Annotated in this window: 18 protein-coding genes; 13 read left to right on the top strand and 5 right to left on the bottom strand. The window is 58.3% G+C overall.

The genetic code is table 11. The features are described from left to right. Positions 1-26 precede the first annotated feature (26 nt). Complete coding sequence (gene mfd / locus NAV33_RS12660; protein ID WP_255980525.1) at positions 27-3,476, bottom strand: transcription-repair coupling factor; 3,450 nt, start codon at positions 3,474-3,476, stop codon at positions 27-29. 157 nt (positions 3,477-3,633) lie between these two features. Between mfd and NAV33_RS12655 the strand changes: the two genes are divergently transcribed. The 10 genes from NAV33_RS12655 to sthA all read left to right on the top strand — a co-directional run bounded on the left by NAV33_RS12655 (position 3,634) and on the right by sthA (position 14,045). Next, a complete protein-coding gene (locus NAV33_RS12655; RefSeq protein WP_255980523.1) occupies positions 3,634-5,085 on the top strand; it encodes a glyceraldehyde-3-phosphate dehydrogenase in 1,452 nt (483 codons plus the stop codon). A 325-nt stretch (positions 5,086-5,410) separates the two neighbouring features. Next, positions 5,411-6,748: a Na(+)-translocating NADH-quinone reductase subunit A gene (locus tag NAV33_RS12650; protein ID WP_255980521.1), complete on the top strand. Its 1,338-nt coding sequence runs from the start codon at positions 5,411-5,413 to the stop codon at positions 6,746-6,748. A gap of 3 nt (positions 6,749-6,751) precedes the next feature. Beyond that, the gene (locus NAV33_RS12645; RefSeq protein WP_255980519.1) at positions 6,752-7,963 is read left to right on the top strand and encodes an NADH:ubiquinone reductase (Na(+)-transporting) subunit B; all 1,212 of its coding nucleotides are present in this window, start codon (positions 6,752-6,754) and stop codon (positions 7,961-7,963) included. Next, entirely contained in the window at positions 7,956-8,744 is a 789-nt protein-coding gene (locus NAV33_RS12640) for a Na(+)-translocating NADH-quinone reductase subunit C (protein ID WP_255980517.1), read from the top strand. The genes NAV33_RS12645 and NAV33_RS12640 overlap by 8 nt, the downstream gene beginning before the upstream one ends. Next, positions 8,741-9,415, top strand: a complete 675-nt coding sequence (locus NAV33_RS12635; protein WP_255980515.1) for an NADH:ubiquinone reductase (Na(+)-transporting) subunit D — start codon at positions 8,741-8,743, stop codon at positions 9,413-9,415. Before NAV33_RS12640 ends, NAV33_RS12635 begins: the two co-directional genes overlap by 4 nt. Next, on the top strand, positions 9,415-10,023 hold the full coding sequence (gene nqrE / locus NAV33_RS12630; RefSeq protein WP_255980513.1) for an NADH:ubiquinone reductase (Na(+)-transporting) subunit E: 609 nt from the start codon (positions 9,415-9,417) through the stop codon (positions 10,021-10,023). The genes NAV33_RS12635 and nqrE overlap by 1 nt, the downstream gene beginning before the upstream one ends. A 15-nt stretch (positions 10,024-10,038) precedes the next feature. Next, entirely contained in the window at positions 10,039-11,262 is a 1,224-nt protein-coding gene (nqrF, locus tag NAV33_RS12625; RefSeq protein ID WP_255980511.1) for an NADH:ubiquinone reductase (Na(+)-transporting) subunit F, read from the top strand. A gap of 1 nt (position 11,263) precedes the next feature. Further along, complete coding sequence (locus tag NAV33_RS12620) at positions 11,264-12,289, top strand: FAD:protein FMN transferase (protein ID WP_255980509.1); 1,026 nt, start codon at positions 11,264-11,266, stop codon at positions 12,287-12,289. Next, the gene (gene nqrM, locus NAV33_RS12615; protein ID WP_255980507.1) at positions 12,286-12,516 is read left to right on the top strand and encodes a (Na+)-NQR maturation NqrM; all 231 of its coding nucleotides are present in this window, start codon (positions 12,286-12,288) and stop codon (positions 12,514-12,516) included. Before NAV33_RS12620 ends, nqrM begins: the two co-directional genes overlap by 4 nt. A gap of 134 nt (positions 12,517-12,650) precedes the next feature. Continuing rightward, entirely contained in the window at positions 12,651-14,045 is a 1,395-nt protein-coding gene (sthA, locus tag NAV33_RS12610; protein WP_255980505.1) for a Si-specific NAD(P)(+) transhydrogenase, read from the top strand. A 156-nt stretch (positions 14,046-14,201) separates the two neighbouring features. Here the strand turns inward: sthA and NAV33_RS12605 are convergent, their stop codons facing one another. The 3 genes from NAV33_RS12605 to NAV33_RS12595 are packed head-to-tail and all read right to left on the bottom strand — an operon-like array spanning position 14,202 to position 15,802. Beyond that, a complete protein-coding gene (locus tag NAV33_RS12605; protein WP_255980503.1) occupies positions 14,202-14,924 on the bottom strand; it encodes a glycerophosphodiester phosphodiesterase in 723 nt (240 codons plus the stop codon). Further along, entirely contained in the window at positions 14,924-15,226 is a 303-nt protein-coding gene (locus NAV33_RS12600) for a phosphodiesterase (RefSeq protein WP_255980502.1), read from the bottom strand. Before NAV33_RS12600 ends, NAV33_RS12605 begins: the two co-directional genes overlap by 1 nt. Before the next feature lie 3 nt (positions 15,227-15,229). After that, positions 15,230-15,802 carry a PilZ domain-containing protein gene (locus NAV33_RS12595; protein WP_255980500.1) on the bottom strand — a complete coding sequence of 191 codons (573 nt, stop codon included), beginning with the start codon at positions 15,800-15,802 and terminating at the stop codon, positions 15,230-15,232. Between the two features lie 100 nt (positions 15,803-15,902). On the opposite strand from NAV33_RS12595, the gene NAV33_RS12590 reads away from it, so the two are divergent. From NAV33_RS12590 to NAV33_RS12580, 3 genes are read left to right on the top strand one after another with little or no spacing between them, the layout of a single operon-like run. Next, a complete protein-coding gene (locus NAV33_RS12590; protein WP_255980498.1) occupies positions 15,903-17,150 on the top strand; it encodes a lipoprotein-releasing ABC transporter permease subunit in 1,248 nt (415 codons plus the stop codon). A 7-nt stretch (positions 17,151-17,157) separates the two neighbouring features. Then, positions 17,158-17,856 carry a lipoprotein-releasing ABC transporter ATP-binding protein LolD gene (gene lolD / locus NAV33_RS12585; protein ID WP_255981049.1) on the top strand — a complete coding sequence of 233 codons (699 nt, stop codon included), beginning with the start codon at positions 17,158-17,160 and terminating at the stop codon, positions 17,854-17,856. Then, complete coding sequence (locus NAV33_RS12580) at positions 17,856-19,103, top strand: lipoprotein-releasing ABC transporter permease subunit (protein WP_255980496.1); 1,248 nt, start codon at positions 17,856-17,858, stop codon at positions 19,101-19,103. The genes lolD and NAV33_RS12580 overlap by 1 nt, the downstream gene beginning before the upstream one ends. A 10-nt stretch (positions 19,104-19,113) precedes the next feature. On the opposite strand, the gene NAV33_RS12575 is transcribed toward NAV33_RS12580, so the two are convergent. Then, entirely contained in the window at positions 19,114-19,629 is a 516-nt protein-coding gene (locus NAV33_RS12575; RefSeq protein ID WP_255980494.1) for a DUF2062 domain-containing protein, read from the bottom strand. Positions 19,630-19,772 lie beyond the last annotated feature (143 nt).

The raw sequence follows: 19,772 nt of genomic DNA, 5'->3' as shown, positions 1-19,772 counted from the left end.
GGTGCTGCGCCGGGCGGGCGAACGTATTACTGGCCTTGCGTTGGGGCCAGACGCTCGAGCAGCGCTTCCAGAGTATTGAAGCGTTCGTCGGCACGCTCCATAGGCACTTGGAATTTGAACACGGTAGCACCCTCGAATTTGTAGCGATTGGGTTGGCTCTGGATCAGCTTGATCAGCACCATCGGATCGACGCTGGTGTCTGCGGTGAACTCGATTCGCCCGCCTTGAGGGCCGGCGTCGATCTTGCTGATGCCGAGGCCGGAAGCCTGCAGCTTGAGCGATGTCAGACGTACCAGATGCTTGGCCGGTTCGGGCAACAGGCCGAAGCGATCGATCATTTCTACCTGCAGTTCACGCAGCCCGTTCTCGTCGGCGGCGTTGGCGATGCGCTTGTAGAGAATCAGCCGCGCATGCACATCCGGCAGATAGTCCTCCGGAATCAGCGCAGGCACGCGCAGGTTGATCTCCGGTCCGCCGCCCAGCGGTTGATCGAGATTCGGCTGTTCGCCTTTCTGGATGGACTTGACTGCGCGTTCGAGCATTTCCATATAAAGGGTGAAGCCGACCGCCTGGATCTGCCCACTCTGGCCGTCGCCAAGCAGCTCACCAGCACCGCGGATTTCCAGATCGTGCGTCGCGAGCACGAAGCCGGCACCCAGGTCTTGCGCGTTGGCGATGGCTTCCAGACGCTTTTCCGCATCCGGGGTCATCGCTTTGCGTGGCGGGGTCAACAAGTAGGCGTACGCCTGGTGGTGACTACGACCGACCCGACCGCGCAGCTGATGCAGCTGGGCCAGGCCGAACTTGTCCGCACGCTCGATGATGATGGTGTTCGCACTGGGCACGTCGATGCCAGTCTCGATGATGGTCGAGGCGATCAGAACGTTGAAGCGCTTGTGGTAGAAGTCGCCCATCACCTGTTCCAGCTCGCGCTCGCGCATTTGGCCGTGGCCTACGCCTATTCGCGCTTCGGGAACCAGCTCGGCAAGGTCCGCGGCGCATTTTTCAATCGTCTTCACATCGTTGTGCAGGTAATACACCTGACCACCGCGCAGCAGTTCACGCAGCAGCGCTTCTTTGATCACGGAGTTCTGCTGTTCCATGACAAAGGTGCGCACCGACAACCGTCGAGCCGGTGGCGTGGCAATGATCGACAGGTCGCGCATGCCGGCGACCGCCATGTTCAGCGTGCGTGGAATCGGCGTGGCGGTCAGCGTGAGGATATCCACTTCGCTGCGCAGGGCCTTGAGCTGTTCCTTCTGGCGAACGCCGAAACGGTGTTCCTCGTCGATGATGACCAAGCCCAGATTGGTGAACTTCACGTCGTCTTGCAGCAGCTTGTGCGTGCCAATCAGAATGTCCACTTTGCCTTCGGCCAGTTCCTGCACCGCGCCCTGAATTTCCTTGGCGGATTTGAAGCGGCTCATTACTTCAACTCGTACCGGCCAGTCGGCGAAGCGGTCACGGAAGCTGTTGTAATGTTGTTGGGCAAGCAGGGTAGTGGGCACCAAAACGGCTACTTGGCGGCCACTGTGTACGGCGATAAAGGCGGCGCGCATCGCCACTTCGGTCTTGCCGAAACCGACATCACCGCAGATCAGGCGATCCATCGGCTTGGGTGCGAGCATGTCGCTGCGCACGGCTTCGATGGCGGCTTGCTGGTCGGGGGTCTCTTCGAACGGGAAGCCAGCGCTGAAAGTCTCGTAGTCGAGCTGTGGATCGGCAAAGGCATAACCTTCGCGGGCCGCGCGGCGGGCATAAATGTCCAGCAGTTCGGCGGCAACATCACGAACCTGCTCGGCCGCCTTGCGCTTGGCTTTTTGCCAAGTCTCCGAGCCCAACCGGTGCAGTGGCGCCAGTGCGTCGTCGCTGCCGGTGTAGCGGGCGATCAGATGCAGGCTGGCGACCGGCACGTAAAGTTTGGCTTCCTCGGCATATTGCAGCTGGAGGAACTCGGCGGCCTGGCCTTCGATTTCCAGTGTGACCAAGCCTTGGTAGCGTCCAACCCCGTGGTCGATATGAACCACCGGCGCGCCTTCGCGCAGCTCGGTAAGGTTCTTGATGACGTTTTCGCCAGCGTCGCGGCCTTTCTCGCGGCGCCGACGCTGCATGACGCGTTGGCCGAACAGCGGACTTTCCGCTATCAGCGCCAGTGCCGGGTCCTGAAGCAATAACCCGTCATCCAGTGGGGCGATGGTGATCGCCAGGCGCTCCGTGCTTTCGACGAATTGCGGCCAGCCGGCGACCTCCTGCGGCCGCAGTTTCAGCCGCGCGAGCAATTCCAGCAGCACTTCGCGGCGGCCGGCGGATTCGGCGGTGAAGAGTACGCGGCCAGAAAACTCATCGAGAAAGCGACGCAGCGCGCCTAGTGGTTCGCTGGCCTTGGCATCGATCGCCAGTTCCGGAAACAGGCTGGCGGGGAAACGCTCGCGGCCAATGCCGGGTTCGACGTCGTCGTGACTCGCAACAATCCGTGGCCACAGCTTCAGCCGGGCGAAGCAATCTTCCACCGGTACGAATAATTCGGTAGGCGGCAACAGCGGGCGTTCAGGATCGACGCGGCGTTCTTCGTAACGATTGCGAACATCTTTCCAAAAATTATCGGCAGCCTGCTCGATGCCAGGCAGGGAAAACACCTGCGTGTCTTCTGGCAGGTAGTCGAACAACGTCGAGGTTTCGTCGAAGAACAGCGGAAGGTAGTACTCGATGCCCGCTGGCGTGATCCCTGTGGAGAGATCCTGATAGACCGGGCAGCGACGGAAATCCACATCGAAACGCTCACGGAAACGTGCGCGAAAGCCGGTCACCGACTCTTTCTTCAACGGAAACTCACGGGCCGGCAGCAGGCGAATCGACTCGACCTTGTCGATCGAGCGCTGGTTCTCTGGATCGAAAGTACGCAGCGTCTCGATCTCGTCATCGAACAGGTCGATGCGATAGGGCAGGGCGCTGCCCATAGGGAACAAGTCGATCAGTGCGCCGCGTACGGCGAACTCGCCATGCTCATACACCGTGTCGACGCAACGGTAGCCGGCAGCTTCCAGGCGTGCGCGCATCTGTTCGACGTCGAGCTTCTGTCCTATATCCAACACCAGACTGGAGCCGAGCAGGAAGCGCTTGGGCGCAAGCCTGTGTAGCGCTGTGGTGATAGGAACTACCAGCACGCCATGGGTCAGCTCAGGCAGCTGGTAAAGCGTCGCAATACGCTGGGAAATGATGTCCTGATGCGGCGAAAAAACGTCATAGGGCAATGTTTCCCAGTCAGGAAAATGCAGCACTGGCAACTCTGGCGCGAAGAAGCCTAGTTCTTCCTGCAGGCGCTCGGCGCTCTGACTGTCGGCCGTGAGAAGAAGAGTGAATCGCTTTGCGTTGCTGGCTGCTTCGGCAATGGCCAGGCTCAGCGCGGCTCCGGGAAGGTTGCCCCAGGTTTGCTTGCCGCTGGCGGCAGGCATGGGCGGAAGGCGCAATACGGACACGAGTGGGCGTGGCTCCGGTCGAAAAATGGACCGCGCGGATTGTAACTATCCGCGCGGGACGCTGTCAGTGTTTCCGCTGCACAGATTGCCGACGCTAGGGTGCGTCGGCATAATGTAGCCCCTTTTCTCAGCCCCTACATGTTGGAAGGAACTGCCCGTGACTCAGAAGCCCGACCAGTGTCTTGGTGAATGGATTGATCGAGAAGCCCTCGCCGAAGCGATGATTCCGCTGATTGGTCAGCTGTATCGTAACAATAACGTGGTGACTTCCATCTACGGCCGTGGCTTGATCAATCGCTCGGTCATCGCGCTGCTCAAGGCCCATCGCTTTGCTCGTCATCGTCAGGCTGACGAAGCCGAACTCTGTGTGCACGAGACGCATCAGATTCTCGCCACTATGAGCGACATGAATCTGGGCGCCGCTTCGGTCGACCTGGGTAAAGTCGTCGCCAAGTACAAGGCCGAGGGCAACGGCCGCAACCTCGATCAGTTCGTGCGTGACGAACTGGCTGAAGTGGCTGGCAAGCGCAACACCACCGGCGTGCACAAGGGTACCGACGTGGTGCTCTACGGTTTCGGTCGCATTGGCCGCCTGCTGGCGCGCATCCTCATCGAGAAGACCGGCGGCGGCGACGGCCTGCGCCTGCGTGCCATCGTCGTGCGCAAGGGTGCCGAGAATGACCTGGTCAAGCGCGCCAGCCTGCTGCGCCGTGACTCGGTGCACGGTCCGTTCGAAGGCACCATCCATATCGATGCCGAAAACAACACCATCACCGCCAACGGCAACCTGATTCAGGTGATTTACTCGAATGACCCGGCCTCGGTGGATTACACCCAATACGGCATCGAGAACGCACTGCTGGTCGACAACACTGGCAAATGGCGTGATTCCGAAGGTCTTGGCCAGCATCTGAAGTGTCCAGGCGTTGCACGCGTAGTGCTGACAGCGCCAGGCAAAGGCGAGCTGAAGAACATCGTTCATGGCATTAACCACGGTGAAATTACCGCTGATGACAAGATCGTCTCCGCGGCCTCCTGCACCACCAATGCCATCGTGCCGGTGCTCAAGGCCGTCAACGATCAGTACGGCATCGTCAACGGCCACGTGGAAACTGTGCACTCCTATACCAACGACCAGAACCTGATCGATAACTTCCACAAAGGCAGTCGTCGCGGTCGTAGTGCTGCGTTGAATATGGTGATCACCGAGACTGGTGCCGCTACGGCGGCCGCCAAGGCGCTGCCGGTGCTCAAGGGCAAGCTGACTGGCAATGCCATTCGCGTACCGACGCCGAACGTTTCCATGGCCATTCTCAATCTGAACCTGGAAAAAGCCACCACGCGCGAGGAGATCAACGAGTACCTGCGTCAAATGGCGATGCACTCGGATCTGCAGAAGCAGATCGACTACGTCAACTCGCTGGAAGTTGTATCCAGTGATTTCGTCGGCTCGCGGCACGCCGGCGTGGTGGATGCCGAGGCGACCATCTGCAGTGATAACCGCGTTGTGCTCTACGTCTGGTATGACAACGAGTTTGGCTATAGCTGCCAGGTGGTGCGTGTGATGGAGGACATGGCAGGCGTCAATCCGCCAGCCTTCCCACGCTAAGGCGCCGGGTGTCGATAAACGGGAGCTTCGGCTCCCGTTTTGCATTCAACTCTAGGCAAATTCGGCGGAAAATTCGGCCGTTCAGGGTGTTCGTAGAGCCCGGCGTCAATAGATGGTTATAGGTGGCTGCCGGTCCTGAGTCAAAAATTTGGAAGGCCTTGGGTGGTCAGTCACGGGTCGTGGCCTCTATAATCGGGCGGATTTCTACCTGGACCCGCGGCATAGCGCCGCGCTGATAATTCATCAGTGCGCGTCGTGCAATTCGACTTTTAGCCAAGCCGTCGGGCTCGTAAAAAAGCCTTTTAAATCAGTGGTTAGCGAACCGATGATCAATATAAAACGTGGGCTTGATTTGCCCATTGCAGGTACGCCGACGCAGCGTATCGAGGCTGGAAGGCCCGTCCGAAGCGTCGCCGTATTAGGGTTTGATTACCCCGACATGAAGCCGACCATGGAAGTTCAGGTCGGCGATCGCGTCAAATTGGGGCAGGTTCTGTTTTCCGACAAGAAGACTCCTGGGGTTCATTTCACCGCGCCTGGCTCAGGTGTGGTCAGCGCTATTCATCGGGGCGAGAAGCGCGTTCTGCAATCGGTGGTCATTGACCTCGATGGAACGGACGAGATGACGTTCAGCCAGTACGGCGCTGGCGAACTTGAAGGGCTAAGCGATGCACAGGTTCGTGAGAACCTGCAGCAATCGGGCCTCTGGGCAGCCCTGCGTACGCGCCCCTACAGCAAGGTGCCGGCGATCGACGCCGTGCCCAGCTCCATTTTCGTCACGGCTATCGACACCCATCCGCTGGCTGCCGATCCGGCGGTGATCATTGGCGAGCGTGCCGATGATTTCGAAGCGGGCCTGAAAGTGCTCGGCAACCTTGGCAAATTATTCCTGTGCAAGGCAGAGGGCGCTTCGTTGCCAGGCGAGCAGCTCGCCAAGGTAAAGTCCGAAATCTTCTCCGGCCCGCATCCAGCGGGCCTGGCCGGTACGCACATCCATTTCCTCGATCCGGTTAGCGCCAGCAAGAGTGTCTGGACCATCGGCTATCAAGACGTGATTGCAATCGGTGCGTTGTTCACCACTGGTCGCCTGTCGGTCGAGCGTGTGGTTTCGCTTGCCGGTCCGGTGGTGGAAAATCCACGCCTCGTGCGGACACGCCTGGGTGCCAGCCTCGACGAGCTGACGGCCGGTGAGCTGCAGCCCGGTGGGAATCGCGTGGTGTCCGGCTCAGTGCTGGGCGGACGCACGGCACATGGGGCTTTCGCCTTCCTCGGTCGTTATCACCAGCAGATTTCCTGTCTACGTGAAGGCAAGGAGCGCGAGATGTTGCACTACCTGCGTGCAGGTAGCGACAAGCATTCGATACTCAACATCTATATCTCGAAGTTGATGGGTGGAAAGAAGTTCGCCTTCTCCACATCCACCAACGGCAGCCCTCGCGCCATGGTACCGGTTGGTAACTATGAAGAAGTCATGCCGCTGGACATCCTGCCGACCCAATTGCTGCGTTCCTTGATCGTCGGTGATACCGAGGTGGCACAGAAGCTCGGCTGCCTGGAACTGGATGAAGAAGATTTGGCACTGTGCACCTATGTCTGTGCCGGCAAATATGAATACGGCCCGATCCTGCGGGACAATCTGACCCGTATCGAGAAGGAGGGGTAAGGTATGGGCATTCGCGAATACCTCGACAAGATCGAGCACAACTTCGAGAAGGGCGGCAAGTACGAGAAGTGGTATGCACTCTACGAAGCCGCGGACACCTTCCTCTATCGTCCTGGCAGCGTGACCAAGACCACGGCTCACGTGCGTGACGGCATCGACCTCAAACGGATGATGATCACGGTCTGGCTGTGCACCTTCCCGGCGATGTTCTTCGGCATGTGGAACACTGGCTACCAAGCCAACCTGATCTATGCACAAAGCCCTGATCTGCTTGCTGCGCAGGAAGGCTGGCGCATGGCGCTGATCAGCGCGCTGGCCGGGTTCGATCCGAACAGCCTGTGGGATAACTTCATTCAGGGTGCGGCCTACTTCCTGCCAGTCTATGCGGTGACGTTCATCGTCGGCGGTTTCTGGGAAGTGCTGTTCGCCTCGATCCGCAAGCACGAAGTCAACGAAGGCTTCTTTGTTACTTCGGTGTTGTTCGCCCTGACGCTTCCGCCGAGCATTCCACTCTGGCAGGTCGCCCTGGGTATCAGCTTCGGTATCGTAATCGGTAAGGAGATTTTTGGCGGCACCGGCAAGAACTTCCTCAACCCGGCCCTTACCGGCCGTGCCTTCCTATTCTTCGCCTATCCGGCGCAGATGTCGGGTGACGCGGTCTGGACTGCAGTAGATGGCTTCGCCGGTGCTACCGCACTCAGCCTGAGCTTTGCCGGCGGCATGGAAAACGTGATCGCCAGTGGTATCACCTGGATGGACGCTTTCGTTGGAACCATTCACGGCTCGCTCGGTGAAACCAGTACGCTGGCCATCTTCATCGGCGGTGCGGTATTGCTGATGACCAAGATCGCCTCCTGGCGCATCGTTTCGGGCGTGATGCTCGGCATGATCGGGCTGAGCTTCTTGTTCAACCTGATCGGCTCCGACAGCAATCCGATGTTTGCCATGCCCTGGTACTGGCATATGGTGGTGGGTGGATTCGCCTTTGGCTTGATCTACATGGCTACCGATCCGGTTTCGGCATCCATGACCAATACCGGAAAGTGGGTGTTCGGCATCTTCATCGGCGTCATGGTCGTGTTGATCCGTGTGGTCAATCCGGCCTTTCCAGAAGGCATGATGCTGGCAATCCTGTTCGCCAACCTTTGTGCACCGTTGATTGACCACTTTGTCATTCAGGCCAATATCAAGCGGAGGCTGGCACGTAATGTCTAGTCAAAAAGAATCCACTACCCGAACGCTGGTGGTGGCCCTGCTGGTCTGCCTGGTTTGCTCGGTATTTGTCGCCGGCGCGGCTGTGGCTTTGCGTCCGACGCAGATGGAAAATCGTCAGCTGGACAAGCAGCGCAGCATTCTGGCGATTGCCGGCCTGGGTGAGGCGGGTATGTCTGCCAAGCAGGTCAAGACCCTGTACGGTGAGCGTATCGTCGCCAAGCTGGTCGATTTGCAAACCGGAAAGTTCAGCGATGAGTTCGATCCGAACAGCTTCGACCCCCTGGTCGCTGCCAAGGACCCCGAACTTTCGAAAGCGCTGCCAAGTGATGAGGACATCGCCTCGATCAAACGCCGTGAGCGTTACAGTGTCGTTTATATCGTCGAAGAAAATGGCGAGCTTGAGACGCTGATCGTCCCGGTTCGTGGCTACGGGCTGTGGTCCACTCTGTATGGTTTTGTAGCCATTCAGGGCGACCTGAATACCGTTGAGGGTCTGGGTTTCTATCAGCACGGCGAGACTCCGGGTCTTGGCGGTGAAGTAGACAACCCGAAGTGGCGCAGTCAGTGGCAGGGCAAAGAACTGTTCAACGAAGATGGCGAGCTGGCCATTGAGGCAGTCAAGGGTGGTGTCGATCCGCAAAGTCCGCAGGCTGACCACCAAGTCGATGCCTTGGCCGGTGCGACACTGACCAGTAACGGAGTGAATAACCTGTTGCATTTCTGGTTGGGCGAAGATGGCTTCGGACCATTTATCGCTAACCTGCGCGCTGGGGAGGCTTGATCATGTCGCAACCTACCGTTAAGGAAGTCCTGTTCAATCCGGTCTTCAACAACAACCCCATCGGTCTGCAGATCCTTGGTATCTGTTCGGCCCTGGCTGTTACTTCGAACCTGAAAACCGCTTTGGTGATGTCCATCGCGCTAACACTGGTGACTGCCTTTTCGAGCATGTTCATTTCGATGATCCGCTCACAGATCCCAGGCAGTATCCGCATGATTGTGCAGATGGTGATCATTGCGTCATTGGTAATCGTGGTGGATCAAATCCTCAAAGCCTACGCTTTCTCGCTGTCCAAGCAGCTATCGGTATTTGTCGGCCTGATCATCACCAACTGCATCGTGATGGGGCGAGCCGAAGCCTTCGCCATGCAGAATCCGCCGATACTGTCGTTCTTCGACGGAATTGGTAACGGTCTCGGCTACAGTGCCATGCTGATCGTTCTCGGCATCTTCCGCGAGCTGTTCGGTGCCGGCAAGCTGATGGGCTACACGATCATTCCGGTGGTCAACGATGGCGGTTGGTACCAGCCCAACGGCTTGCTGTTGCTTCCGCCGTCTGCGTTCTTCCTGATCGGACTGATCATCTGGGGCATCCGCAGTTGGAAGAGGGAGCAGGTCGAGAAGCCTTCCTTCAAGATGGCGCCGCAAGTCTCGAACAAGGAGGCTTACTAATGGAGCACTACATCAGTCTGTTCGTCCGTGCCGTGTTCATCGAGAACATGGCTCTGGCGTTCTTTCTCGGTATGTGTACCTTCATCGCGATCTCGAAGAAGGTGGAAACGGCGATAGGCTTGGGTATCGCGGTCATCGTGGTGCAGGCCATCACCGTGCCGGCCAACAACCTGATCTATACCTATCTGCTTAAGGCCGGAGCCTTGTCCTGGGCAGGGCTGCCAGACGTTGATCTGAGCTTCCTGGGTCTGCTCAGCTACATCGGCGTGATCGCGGCGATCGTGCAGATCCTGGAGATGCTGCTCGATAAGTACGTTCCCAGTTTGTATAACGCCCTGGGGGTTTTCCTGCCATTGATCACTGTGAACTGCGCCATCATGGCTGGTTCTCTGTTCATGGTAGAGCGTGATTACAACCTGGCAGAAAGTACGGTCTACGGCCTGGGTTCCGGTGCTTCTTGGGCGCTGGCCATTGCCTTGCTGGCAGGTATCCGCGAGAAGCTGAAGTACAGCGATGTGCCGGAGGGTCTGCAGGGGCTGGGCATCACTTTCATCACCATCGGCCTGATGTCGCTGGGCTTCATGTCATTCTCTGGCGTACAGCTCTAAGGACGGGATGAACAGATGAGTTACGAAATTTTCCTCGCCATTGGCATGTTCACTGCCATCGTGCTTGCGCTGGTGGTGATCATCCTGGCGGCACGCGCCAAGCTCGTTTCCAGCGGCGACATCAGCATTGAGATCAACGGCGAACGCACCATCACCGTGCCCGCCGGCGGCAAGCTGCTACAGACCCTTGCGTCCAACAATATCTTCTTGTCGTCGGCCTGTGGTGGCGGCGGCACCTGTGCACAGTGCAAGTGCATTGTCGAGAGCGGCGGCGGCGAGATGCTGCCCACCGAGGAGTCGCACTTCACCCGCCGCGAGGCGGGAGAGGGCTGGCGTCTGTCCTGCCAGACCCCGGTCAAGACAGACATGAAGATCGAAGTGCCGGAAGAAGTATTCGGTGTGAAGAAGTGGGAATGCACCGTGCTTTCCAATCCGAACGTCGCTACCTTTATCAAGGAGCTGACCCTGACACTTCCGGAAGGCGAGAACGTGGACTTCCGTGCCGGTGGTTATGTTCAGCTGGAATGCCCGCCGCACGAGGTCCGCTACAAAGACTTCGATATTCAGGAGGAGTATCGAGGGGACTGGGATAAGTTCAACCAGTGGAAGTACGTATCTAAGGTCGACGAAACCGTGATCCGGGCCTACTCCATGGCGAACTACCCGGAAGAAGTCGGTCTGGTGAAATTCAACATCCGTATCGCTTCACCCCCACCAGGCAAGGACGATCTGCCTCCGGGCAAGATGTCCTCCTGGGTGTTCAGCTTAAAACCGGGCGACAAGGTCACCGTCTACGGTCCGTTCGGTGAGTTCTTCGCCAAGGACACCGATGCCGAGATGGTCTTCATCGGCGGCGGTGCGGGCATGGCGCCGATGCGTTCACATATCTTCGATCAGCTCAAGCGCCTGAAGTCCAAACGCAAGATGACCTTCTGGTACGGCGCGCGCTCCATGCGCGAGGCGTTCTATGTCGAGGAATACGATCAGCTGCAGGCGGAAAATGACAATTTCCAGTGGCACTTGGCGCTGTCCGATCCGCAACCTGAAGATAACTGGGACGGCCCGACTGGCTTCATCCATAACGTTCTGCTCGAGAACTATCTGAAGGACCATCCGGCTCCGGAAGATTGCGAGTTCTACATGTGCGGTCCGCCGATGATGAACGCCTCGGTGATCAAGATGCTCACGGACCTAGGCGTCGAGCCGGAGAACATTCTGCTCGACGACTTCGGCGGCTAGCATGACCCAAGCGTTACTACAGCCCGTCATCGTTGTCGCTCTGGCGACAGCCCTGACGGGTTGTCTATTTCAGGACAAGGTAGAAAGCTTTGGCGGACCAACCATGGGCAGCACCTATTCGGTGAAGTATGTGGCCGGAGACAAGGCCGCTGCCAAGGAACAGCTGCAGCGCGAGACTGAGTCGATACTTGCGGGGATCGACAAGCAGCTCTCGACCTACCGCGCCGACTCGGATATCGAAACCTTTAACGCCTTGCCTGCACATGAGTGCATGGCCATGCCGAGCGGAGTCCGTAAGCTGATCCTGGCAGGGCAGCAGCTTTCGGAAGAAAGCAACGGTGCGCTGGATCTGACCATCGAGCCGTTGCTCAATCTGTGGGGCTTCGGCCCGCACGGCCGCGGCGAACGGGTGCCCTCTGCCGAGGAAATCGTCATCGTTCGTCAGAATATTGGTCAGCAATATCTTCGGATCGACGGTGAACAGCTTTGCAAGGACGCAGCCGTTCAGGTCGATTTCAATAGCATTGCGGCTGGCTATGCGGTTGATCAGGTGGTGGCAGCGCTCGAAGCATCCGGGGTCAGCAGTTATCTGGTGGAAATCACCGGTGAACTCAAGGCTCAAGGCCATAAGCCGGACGGATCGCCATGGCGCATTGCCATCGAGGCGCCTCGGGATAACGAGCGTGTTGCGCAGCGGATCATTGAGCTGGACGGCTATGCCGTTTCTACGTCCGGCGATTACCGCAACTATTTCGAGCGTGACGGCAAACGCTATTCGCACACGCTGGATCCGCAGACCGGTGCCCCTATCGACCACCACTTGGCGGCGGTGACGGTGGTCGATCCATCGGCATTGCGCGCCGACGGGTTGTCTACTGTGCTCATGGTGCTGGGTCCTGAGCGTGGCCTGACGTTTGCGACTGAACGGAAAATTGCAGCGTTCTTCGTGGTTCGCGAAGGACAGGAATTCGTAAGCAGAAGCACCGAAGCCTTTAATGAGCTGTTCGGTGCGGGAGCGGAGCAATGACTTGGTTAATTGTTTTTCTCGTCATGTTGTTGGTTGTGTTCGGCATGTCCATTGGCGTGATCATGGGGCGCAAGCCCATCGCAGGGTCCTGCGGGGGTATTGCCAATCTCGGCATCGAGAAAGAGTGCTCGATTTGCGGCGGTAGTCGCGAAAAATGCGAAGAAATGAAACAGCAGACGAGCCAGGGCGCAAAAGCAGATCTCGCATACGATGCGACCAGACGCTGACAGTCGTGCCGCTCGGGTTGCATCGGCGTAACAACGGCTCGGGGCGGCGGCGCTTCAGCGAATGACGCCCCCTTCTGGGTCTACCGAATTCGTTAACAGCGGCAGGGCTGCCTGCTGCGTGTTCAGGGGTGAATATGGCTGTCTACAACTACGATGTGGTGATACTGGGCTCAGGCCCTGCCGGCGAAGGTGCGGCAATGAATGCGGTCAAGGCGGGACGCAAGGTCGCCGTGGTCGACAGCAGACCGCACGTCGGCGGCAACTCCACCCATCTGGGGACCATCCCTTCCAAGGCGTTGCGCCACTCGGTGCGGCAGATCATGCAGTACAACACCAATCCGCTGTTTCGCCAGATCGGCGAACCGCGCTGGTTTTCGTTCCCTGACGTGCTCAAGAGTGCTGAGAGCGTAATCGGCAAGCAGGTCACATCGCGTACCGGTTACTACGCGCGTAACCGTATCGATTTGTTCTTTGGCACCGCGAGCTTTGCCGACGAGCAGACAGTCGAGGTGGTCAGTGCCAACGGTATGGTCGAAAAGCTGGTTGCCAATCAGTTCATCATTGCCACCGGTTCGCGGCCCTACCGCCCGTCCGATGTCGACTTCTCGCACCCGCGTGTCTATGACAGCGACACCATCCTGACCCTAAGCCATACGCCGCGTCGCTTGATCATCTACGGAGCCGGTGTGATCGGCTCAGAATACGCATCGATCTTCAGCGGCCTCGGCGTACTGGTCGACCTGATCGACAATCGCGATCAGTTGCTCAGCTTCCTTGATGACGAGATTTCCGATGCGCTGAGTTATCACTTACGCAACAACAATGTGCTGATCCGTCACAACGAGGAGTACGAGCGCGTTGAAGGGGTGGACAACGGTGTCATCCTGCATCTCAAATCAGGCAAGAAGATCAAGGCAGACGCCTTCCTCTGGTGTAACGGGCGGACCGGCAATACCGACAAGCTGGCCCTGGAAAATATCGGCCTCAAGGTCAACAGTCGTGGGCAGATAAAGGTCGACGAGCATTACCGTACCGACGTCGGCAACATCTACGCGGCCGGTGATGTGATCGGCTGGCCATCGCTGGCCAGCGCTGCATACGACCAGGGCCGTTCGGCTGCAGGTAGCATCGTCGAGAACGATAGCTGGCGCTTCGTCGACGACGTGCCGACAGGGATCTACACCATTCCGGAGATCAGCTCGATCGGCAAGAACGAACGAGAGCTCACCGAAGCGAAGATTCCCTACGAAGTGGGCAAGGCGTTTTTCAAGGGAATGGCGCGAGCGCAGATTTCCGCCGAGCCGGTCGGCATGCTGAAAATTCTTTTCCATCGCGAGACGCTGGCGGTACTGGGCGTGCATTGCTTCGGCTATCAGGCTTCAGAGATCGTGCATATCGGTCAGGCAATCATGAACCAGCCGGGTGAGGCGAATACCATCAAGTATTTCATCAACACCACCTTCAACTACCCGACTATGGCTGAAGCTTATCGCGTGGCTGCGTTCGACGGGCTCAACCGGCTTTTTTGAGCGGCTCCGACCGGTGGCCTGAGCCGGTCGGAGACGATACCCAGGATTGGCGTTGGCCAAACCGGGAAAGCTTTTGATCAGGAAGCGGAGAAAAAGCTGCAAGCTATAGAAAAGAACCGAGGGGTTCCGGGCTTCAAGCTTTAAGCCCGGAACCGCTTATTTCTTACGCAATGTTTCAACCGCGAGACCAGGAAAATCGGTAATCAGGCTGTCGACTCCGAAATCGGCGAGTCGGCGCATCAGCGCCGGCTCATTCACAGTCCATACCGATACGTGCAAGCCCTGCTGGCGCGCTTTAGCGATCCGTTCGGGTGTGCATAAAGTCCATTTCAGCGCCAGTAGCTCGCAGCCGTATTGCTTGGCCACCTTCAGCGGATCGAGCCAGCCATACTCGGCCACCAGCCCGCAGGACAACTCGGGCGTCAGTCGCTTGAGCGCCCGCAGCACTTCTCGTGAGCCAGATGTGACGGTAATACGATCAAGCAGGCCATAGCGTTCGGCCAGTTCCCTAATTGCCATTACCGAGCGCGCGGCGCGAACCCTTGAAGCGCTTTTGACTTCCAGCTGCCAATGATCGAAATCACATTTTTCGAATAGTTCTGACAAGCGAGGAATGGGGCAGGGTTGTTTCCAGCCTGGTCCGCCATTGCGCGCATCGTAATGCACCAGTTCTTCGGCATCGTGCTCCACCACCTTGCCGCGCTGACCGGTAGTGCGCTTCAAGGTCGGATCATGGATGACCATCAGCTCGCCGTCTTTCGACAGATGCAGATCCAGCTCGCAGCGACGCACGCCATGGGCGAGGCATTGCTGGAAGCCGATCAGGGTATTTTCTGGAGCTTCACCTTTTGCGCCGCGGTGGCCATAGATCAAGGTCACTATTGCATTTCTCGCTGTACGGGTCTGATGCGTTGATGGTGTAGAACGCTGTTGATTACTCGGTTGCCTTCGAAGTAAACGGAAAATTCGCGGTAATCCCATCGTGTGATGGGCGGCTGACCGACCGCCGGATGCTCTTCATCGGCGAGGCCGAAGTTATTGAGTACCTGATTCTTTGAGTCGCCGCGGCTGGGCATGGTCGTCTCGACGTGGCCTTGTTGACCAACTGGAATACGGATGATGTCGGCACGGGCCGGGGCGCTTAGAGCGAACAGCAGAAAGACGATTGGTAGCGGGTGCATGTATCAAATTCCTTGCAGGCTTTCACGAGCCAGGCGCCGTTCCGTCGCCTGTTTCTGCAGGATATGTCGAGCGAGTAATTGCCGTTGTGCATCAGTCAACGCTTCGAAGGACGTTCCGATTGCAAACTGGCCATCATCGAGCGCTTGGCAACTCGCGACGCGTGCCGTCAACAGCATGCCCAGACCCTGCGGCATCAACACTAGCTTGAGTGTCCAGGCCGAGCCCTCGACGAGTGGCTGATCATGAGCGAAGCTTATGCCGCCTTCGGAAAGCACCACCTCGCGCGCGGGCCCGATGTCCTTCAGCAGATCCTGCGCCAGCACCTGGCTAAGCAGGTCGATACGCTTGTTCTGCACCTTCAGATAATTGGCTAGCGTGCGGTTGCCCTCAGCTATCTGACGCAGGAGATGCTGCGCTTCGAATTCAAGTTGATGCAGCTCGCCGAGTAGGTCGAACAGCTGCGTTGAACCACTACTGGAGACTGTTTCGGCGTGTTCCAATGGCAGGATTTCCAGTGCGATCATGTCCTCGATACGATAGTATTCGCGGCGATCTTCGGTGTCTTCTGTGGGCATGTCGATCCCTGGGCTGCAGTGATGGCTTGAGTGTATCAGGCCGCTTGGCAACGTCATTCAGCTTGTTATTTCCTGCCAGCGAAAGCGAACTCATCGATTTATGTTCAGACCGCTGTCCGTGTATATCGGGGCGCGCTACACACGCGCCAGACGTCGCAGCCTCTTCGTCTCCTTCATATCGTTCACGTCCATGATCGGGCTCGCACTGGGCGTGCTGGTGATGATCGTCGTGCTTTCGGTGATGAATGGCTTCGACTATGAAATGCGCACCCGGGTGCTTGGCATGGTGCCGCACGCAACGATCGAAAGCCCGCTGCCGATCGACGACTGGCAGACGCTGGGGCAGCGTTTGGAAAAGCATCCGCAGGTAGCGGCGGTAGCGCCATTTATTCAGATGCAGGGCTTGCTGACCAGTCGCGGACAGGTCACCAAAATTCTTATCAACGCCGTTGATCCCGAGATCGAGCCGGACGTTTCGATCATTGGACGGTTCTTTCGCGAAGGGTCACTGGAGGCTCTCGAGCCTGGCGAGTTCGGCATCGTTATCGGCGATAAGGCTGCCGAAACGCTCGGCGTCGGTGTCGGCGACAAGGTCACCTTTGTAGCTCCGGAAGTAACGGTCACGCCGGCAGGGGTATTTCCGCGCATGAAGCGCTTTACCGTGCGCGGTATTTTTCATGTCGGTGCGGGTGAGATCGATGGTTATGTAGCGATGGCCAATATCTCCGACATGGCACGCCTGCATCGCTGGAAGCCGGACCAGGTTCAAGGTTTGCGCCTGCGTTTCGTCGATCTGTTCCAGGCGCCGCGTATAGCCTGGGAGCTGGCAGGGCAGCTGGGTGACGACTTCTATTCGCGTGACTGGACCCGTACTCATGGCAATCTCTACCAGGCGATCCGCATGGAAAAGGCCATGATCGGTCTGCTGCTGCTGCTGATCGTTGCCGTAGCAGCGTTCAATATCATCTCCACATTGGTCATGGTCGTGACCGACAAGCGCGGCGATATCGCCATCCTGCGTACGCTCGGCGCAACGCCCCGGCAAATCATGGCGATCTTCATGGTTCAGGGAACGGTCATCGGCGTCGTCGGAACCCTCGTTGGTGCCTTGCTCGGAATTTTCGTTGCGCTCAATGTGAGTAGCTGGATCGCCGCGCTGGAACGCCTGATCGGCCACAAATTTCTCAGTGCCGATGTGTATTTCATCGACTATCTGCCGTCTCGATTGATGACTGCCGATGTGGTTCAGGTTTGTGTCGCGGCGCTCGTCCTGAGTTTTCTCGCCACCCTTTATCCGGCGTGGCGTGCGGCCCGCACCCAGCCGGCAGAGGCGCTACGTTATGAGTGAGCTGGTTATGAATGAAAGGTCTTCGCTGGATAGCGCGGTGTTGAGCTGCCGCAATTTGGGCAAGCGCTACGAACAGGGCCCCGAGTCAGTCAATGTGCTTTCCGGGCTGCAGTTGGAGCTGTTCCCCGGTCAGCGAGTCGCCATCGTCGGCAGTTCCGGCTCCGGCAAAAGCACGCTGCTGAACCTGCTCGGCGGACTCGACACACCCACCGAAGGAAGCGTTTGGCTGGCCGGAGAGGAGCTTTCCGCGCTCAGCGAGAAGGATCGCGGCCTGCTGCGTAATCGCGCGCTGGGCTTCGTCTATCAGTTCCATCATCTGCTGCCAGAGTTCTCCGCCCTGGAGAATGTCTGCATGCCGCTGCTGATCGGCAAGGCGCCAATTTCCGAAGCGCGCGCGCGAGCAGGCGAACTGCTGCAGCGTGTGGGGCTCGGTCATCGACTGGCGCACAAGCCTTCGGAACTGTCCGGTGGCGAGCGCCAGCGCGTGGCGATTGCCCGGGCGTTGGCCAATCGTCCGGCTCTGGTGTTGCTCGACGAGCCCACCGGCAACCTCGATCACCACACTGCGCAGGGTATTCAGGACTTGATGCTGGAGCTAAGCACCTCGTTGCGCACCGCTTTTCTCGTCGTAACACACGATCCGCAACTGGCCGGGCAAATGGATCACATATTGCGCCTGGAAGACGGTCGGCTGGTGGCTGGCTAATGTTCAGGCCGTTAAGCATCTTCATTGGCAGCCGTTACACGCGCGCCAAGCGCCGCAACCATTTCATCTCGTTCATTTCGCTGACTTCGATGATCGGTCTCTCGCTGGGTGTGCTGGCGATGATCATGGTGCTGTCGGTCATGAATGGTTTTCAGAGGGAGATGAGCAACCGCATTCTCGGTATGGTCCCGCACGCCATGGTCGCTGGCGATGGGCAGCCGCTGGAAGACTGGCAGTCGGTCGCCGAGCGGGTTCGTACGCATCCCGAAGTACTCGGCGCGGCGCCTATCACCCCGCTCGAAGGCATGCTTTCGTTCAAGGGCTCAATGCAACCGATCGAGATCAATGGTATCGATCCACAGGCGGAAGCCGACGTGTCGATCCTCGGCTCGAAAATGGTTGCCGGCCGACTCGATGATCTCAAACCGGGCGATTCCGGGGTGATTATCGGACTGATGACTGCGCGTCGGTTCGGCCTGAAGCTGGGCGACAAGCTGACACTGATCGTGCCCGAGCTCAGTGACACGCCCGGTGGCATCACGCCGCGCATGCAACGCCTGAATGTCGTTGGGGTGTTCAAGGTCGGTGCCGAGCTGGATGGCAGTCTGGCGATGATCCATCGCGTCGATGCGGCGCAAATCCTTCGCTGGCAACCGCATCAGGTTGCGGGCGTCAGGGTGCGGCTGGCCGACCTGTACCGCGCTCCTGAAGTGGCTGCCGAGCTCGTTACCATGCTCGGCGATGGCTATCGCGGCGAGGATTGGTCACTGACCCAGGGCAGCCTGTTCAGCGCGATGAAAATGGAAAAGACCATGATCGGGCTGCTGCTGCTGTTGATCGTGGCGGTGGCCGCTTTCAATATCATCGCGACCCTGATCATGGTGGTGGCGGATAAGCGTGCCGATATTGCGATCCTGCGTACCCTGGGCGCAACACCCCGACAGATCATGAGGATCTTCATGGTACAGGGAAGCATTATCGGGTTGACCGGCACGCTGATAGGTACCGTCTTGGGCGTGCTCGGCGCGCTCAATGTCAGCGCTTTGGTTGGCTGGCTGGAAAAGATATCAGGGCAGCATATCTTCAGCTCCGACGTCTATTTCATTAATACCTTGCCGTCAGAACTGCGGCTGGAAGATGTTCTGCTTGTTACGCTTGCCGCGCTGATTTTAAGTTTCCTCGCGACGCTCTATCCCGCCTGGCGCGCCGCGCAGACTCAGCCCGCCGAGGCACTACGCTACGAATAACAAGCGGCGCTCAGCGGCGACCTTGCTGGCGCTTGCGCCAACTGCGGCTGACCCACCAGCGCCAATATGCTTGGGTGGCGATATAACCCAGTACCGCCGAGACGACGGCAACGACGAATGAGCCGAGAAAAAGGGGTTGCCAATGGCTGTTGAGCATCTGGCGAACCCAGGCGAGGCTTAGCTCCATCGGCATTGGTGAGACGGGTGTATCCATCAGCCAGGCGCCGACCTTGTAGTTGCAATAGAAGACCGGTGGCATCGTCAACGGATTGGTCAGCCAGACCAAGCCCACGGCTATCGGCAGGTTGGCTCTGGCCGGTACAGCGCATAGGGCCGCCGCAAGCATTTGCATGGGCATCGGAATCATGGCCCAGAAAAGGCCGATAGCCATCGCTCTGGAAACTGAATGCCGGTTGAGGTGAAGCAGATTGGGATCGTGAATCAGCGCGCCAAGAAAACGCAGGGACTTGTGAGCCTTGATGCGATCGGGGTGCGGCATGTAGCGTTTGAAAAAACGACGCGGCATGAAGGTTCTCTGGCGGGCTGAAGCGCGCCGATTATGCCTGAAACGAGACCCGGCGCTGAGATGACTTTGTGACATAAATTCTACACTGCGACCGCCGATAGGATGTCGGTAAGGGCCGCAGAGAACACGCATCAGCTGCTCGG

This window comes from Stutzerimonas stutzeri (genome assembly GCF_024448715.1).
Classification (GTDB): domain Bacteria; phylum Pseudomonadota; class Gammaproteobacteria; order Pseudomonadales; family Pseudomonadaceae; genus Stutzerimonas; species Stutzerimonas stutzeri_AR.
Note: the sequence above shows the minus strand (reverse complement) of the source record. Positions and strands in the feature narration are given on the sequence as shown.